The 3,537-nt window shown below is 41.0% G+C and carries 4 protein-coding genes and 1 pseudogene; 2 read left to right on the top strand and 3 right to left on the bottom strand.

Annotation, left to right across the window (positions count from 1 at the left end):
- Positions 1–880 (top strand): annotated as a pseudogene (locus tag BBROOKSOX_RS09590) (fibrobacter succinogenes major paralogous domain-containing protein); the annotation flags it as partial.
- A gap of 104 nt (positions 881–984) precedes the next feature.
- Here BBROOKSOX_RS09590 and BBROOKSOX_RS09595 read toward each other — a convergent pair.
- Genes BBROOKSOX_RS09595 through trpC form a run of 3 tightly spaced genes read right to left on the bottom strand, consistent with a single transcriptional unit; the run spans position 985 to position 2,415 of the window.
- Positions 985–1,221, bottom strand: coding sequence for a hypothetical protein (locus tag BBROOKSOX_RS09595; RefSeq protein ID WP_139699399.1), 237 nt, complete (start codon positions 1,219–1,221; stop codon positions 985–987).
- Entirely contained in the window at positions 1,199–1,612 is a 414-nt protein-coding gene (locus BBROOKSOX_RS09600) for an OsmC family protein (protein WP_139661436.1), read from the bottom strand. The genes BBROOKSOX_RS09595 and BBROOKSOX_RS09600 overlap by 23 nt, the downstream gene beginning before the upstream one ends.
- On the bottom strand, positions 1,609–2,415 hold the full coding sequence (gene trpC / locus BBROOKSOX_RS09605) for an indole-3-glycerol phosphate synthase TrpC (protein ID WP_139661438.1): 807 nt from the start codon (positions 2,413–2,415) through the stop codon (positions 1,609–1,611). Before trpC ends, BBROOKSOX_RS09600 begins: the two co-directional genes overlap by 4 nt.
- Before the next feature lie 56 nt (positions 2,416–2,471).
- Between trpC and kdsA the strand changes: the two genes are divergently transcribed.
- Entirely contained in the window at positions 2,472–3,323 is an 852-nt protein-coding gene (gene kdsA / locus BBROOKSOX_RS09610; protein ID WP_139661441.1) for a 3-deoxy-8-phosphooctulonate synthase, read from the top strand.
- The last annotated feature ends 214 nt before the right edge of the window (positions 3,324–3,537 follow it).

The raw sequence follows: 3,537 nt of genomic DNA on the forward strand, positions 1-3,537 counted from the left end.
TCCAGACATTAAGGGTAATATTTTAGGTGTGGATATTGAGCTTACCCCATCGGTAAATTTCGAGTTCGGTCAAGAAAACAACAACACCATCAATGCCACAAACTATGGCAAATTCACGGTAAAACTGCCACTGGGCAACAAGCAAAAATCCATCAACTATGCGATTGCCAGCAAAGCCTTTAAAGACAGCCATAAAATGAACCTAAGTGCACTTGCTTGGATAGAGCGTGATAATAAAATAAAAGACAACACGATAGTGTTTAATGGACTAACTTACGGACTGGTCCTCTCACCTTACACAGGCAGAGTTTGGCTTGATAGAAACCTAGGGGCTACACGAGTAGCCACCTTAAGTGCAGACACCGAAGCTCGTGGATATTTCTACCAATGGGGTAGAAATGATGATGGGCATGAGTTTAGCTCAAGCACAACATCAACAATACGGGCAACTTCCATCACCCCAGCAAAAAATGCATTTATCAAATCCTCTAGTGATTGGACAACCACAGATGCAGATGGTACACTTAGAACAGCCGCCTGGGCAGATGGCGGAGTCAATGATATTTGCCCAGTAGGCTTTAGCGTGCCAACTAAGGAAGAGTTAAAGAAAGATACTATTGACACTTATACGAATACGGGTGGTACAGGTAATACTATTAAAGCATTTAATAGTTTCCTTAAAATCCCAGCTGTTGGCGGCTTCCGTCACACAGATGGCAGTATACAGTCTTCTAATACTATCCACATGTGGACTCGGTCTGATGCTAGTAATTTGAAACCTCATTATTTATACATCACCCATAACCAAGGCGATGCGAGGATTAATGATAATTTTTCCCGTAGTGCTGGTATGGCTGTTCGTTGCATTAAAAATATCTAAGCGTGTGCGCGGTAGAGCAGAACACACTTTGTCCGCTTGGTGTAGCATCCTGCAGGGTATCTGTGTGCTTGAATAAAATAAGAAGAATAAATGAAATTGACTTTTTAAAAGAACCAGTGGTAAATTCCCAATGTGTTAACGCAGACAAAAACAGCATTTAATAAGATTAAGGATTTGTCATGATTTTTAGCACCTTGAATAATCCAACTGATGGCTGAAATCATAAAGAAAATGTAGCCATATTTTGAATAGTTAAAGTGGAGTGCGACCAGTAAGCCACCAGTGATACCTGTAATCGTGCCCAGCCACCCCCAGGTATTATTCATGGATTTCAAAATCATGGGTTATGCGGGCAGTTTTGCCAAGCATGATTGAAGCAGAGCAATATTTGTCAGCAGATAGGCTTATGGCTTTAGCTACTTTTTTATCATTTAAATCAGTGCCTTTAATAATAAAGTGAAGGTGGATTTTAGTGAATATTTTTGGATGTTCTTCAGCGCGCTGAGTGGATATTTCTACGCGACAATCGCGCACAGTTTCACGCATTTTTTTCAGTGTTGATACCACATCAATGGTTGTGCAACCGCCCATACCTAGGAGTAACATCTCCATGGGGCGAATGCCTAGATTTTTGCCTCCCAATTCTTCAGGGCCATCCATCACCACGGCGTGGCCACTGGCTGAGGTGCCAAGCATCATCATGTTATCAATCCATTTAACGGTTGAGTTCATTTGTTTACTCCAAAGATATCTTGTAATGCTTTGCCGGGGTTGTCGTGACGCATAAAGGCTTCACCAACCAAAAAACTGTAAATATGGTGCTTATGCATAAAGGCAACATCATTGGCACTCAAGATACCGCTTTCGGTGATAATCAAGGTGTCTTCTTTAATTTCTTTCATTAGTTCAACTGTTGTTTCTAAAGCAACACCAAAGGTGCGTAAGTTTCTATTATTAATACCAATCATTGGCAAGCGCAACAGTAATGTGCGTTGTAATTCTTCTAGGTTATGCACCTCAACCAAAACATCCATATTAATAGCAATAGCACGCATTGCAAAGTCCTCCATTTGCTCATCGCTTAGACAAGCCGCAATCAGCAAGATACAATCAGCGCCTAAGGTTCTGGCCTCGTAAATCTGATAAGGGTCTATAATGAATTCCTTGCGTAATACCGGTATGGATACTGCTTTTCGTACATCAACTAAATATTGATTGTTACCTTGAAAAAAGTCCTTATCAGTCAAAACTGACAAGCAAGTAGCGCCTGCTTTCTCGTAGCTTTTGGCAATTTCAACAGGGTTGAAATCCTCACGCAACACACCTTTGGAAGGCGATGCTTTTTTAATTTCTGCAATAATCGCATTTTGTTTGGCATCTGCTTTATCTTTTAATGCTTGGTAAAAGTCGCGGGTATCACGATCTTTATAAGCAGCGTCAAGCATTTGCTTTTCTGAAATATTTTTTTTACACTCGGCAACCTCTTCTTCCTTTCGAGTAATAATTTTTTTTAGAATGTCAGGCGTATTTGTCATAGTTGTCATTTTAAACGAATATAATTAATGCTGAGTTTTTTGTATAGGTATTTATGATGAAATTATTAGATTTTGAAGTCGGCATTAATCAGCCATTTTTCCTGATTGCAGGTCCTTGTGTGATTGAATCCGAGGCGTTGGCTTTGGAAACTGCCGCTTATTTAAAGCAAGTAACAGAGGATTTGGGCATTAATTTTATTTACAAATCTTCATACGATAAAGCCAATCGCACCAGCACCAGTAGTTTTAGAGGCTTAGGCATTGAAGAAGGGCTACGCATTTTACAAAAAGTCAAAGATGAGGTTGGTTGCAAAGTGTTAACCGATGTGCACGAAGACACACCACTCGATGAAGTCGCCAGCGTGGTAGATATGATGCAAACCCCTGCATTTTTGGTGCGTCAAACCAACTTCATTCAAAATGTATGCAAGCAAGGCATCCCTGTTAATATCAAAAAAGGTCAATTTCAAGCCCCGTGGGATATGGGCAATGTTGTTGCCAAAGCCCGAGAAGTCGGCAATCAGCAAATCACCGTTTGCGACAGAGGCACTAGTTTTGGCTACAACACCTTGGTATCAGATATGCGTGGTTTAGCGCAAATGCGTGCCACTGGTTGTCCTGTGGTATTTGACGCCACTCATTCAGTGCAACAACCTGGCGGACAAGGCACCACCTCAGGCGGACAACGAGAGATGGTGCCAGTCCTCGCCCGTGCTGCCATTGCCGTTGGTGTGAGTGGACTGTTTATGGAAACCCACCCCAACCCAGCAAAGGCCCTTAGTGATGGCCCTAATTCTATGCCGATTGATAAAATGGGCGAGTTGTTAAAAACCTTGCAGGGACTTGATGATTGGGTTAAGAATGGTGGGTTGTTAGAGGATAAGCTGATTAACAATGCTAAAAATTAAAGACACACCAAAGATAGATAGACCCACAGAGAGTATCTATTACAAAAAGGTTCTGATGCACTCTCCAAAACAGACTTATTGGTTATTTAAATAATAAGAGACCTTTGTATAAATATGAATAATCATCAAAACGCCATTTTTCACCAACTTGACAATTTTATGAAACACAGCCATAGCTTTGCTATGACTATATTTCATAAAATCACCAAGTCGG

This window comes from bacterium endosymbiont of Bathymodiolus sp. 5 South (assembly GCF_900128535.1).
GTDB lineage: Bacteria > Pseudomonadota > Gammaproteobacteria > PS1 > Pseudothioglobaceae > Thiodubiliella.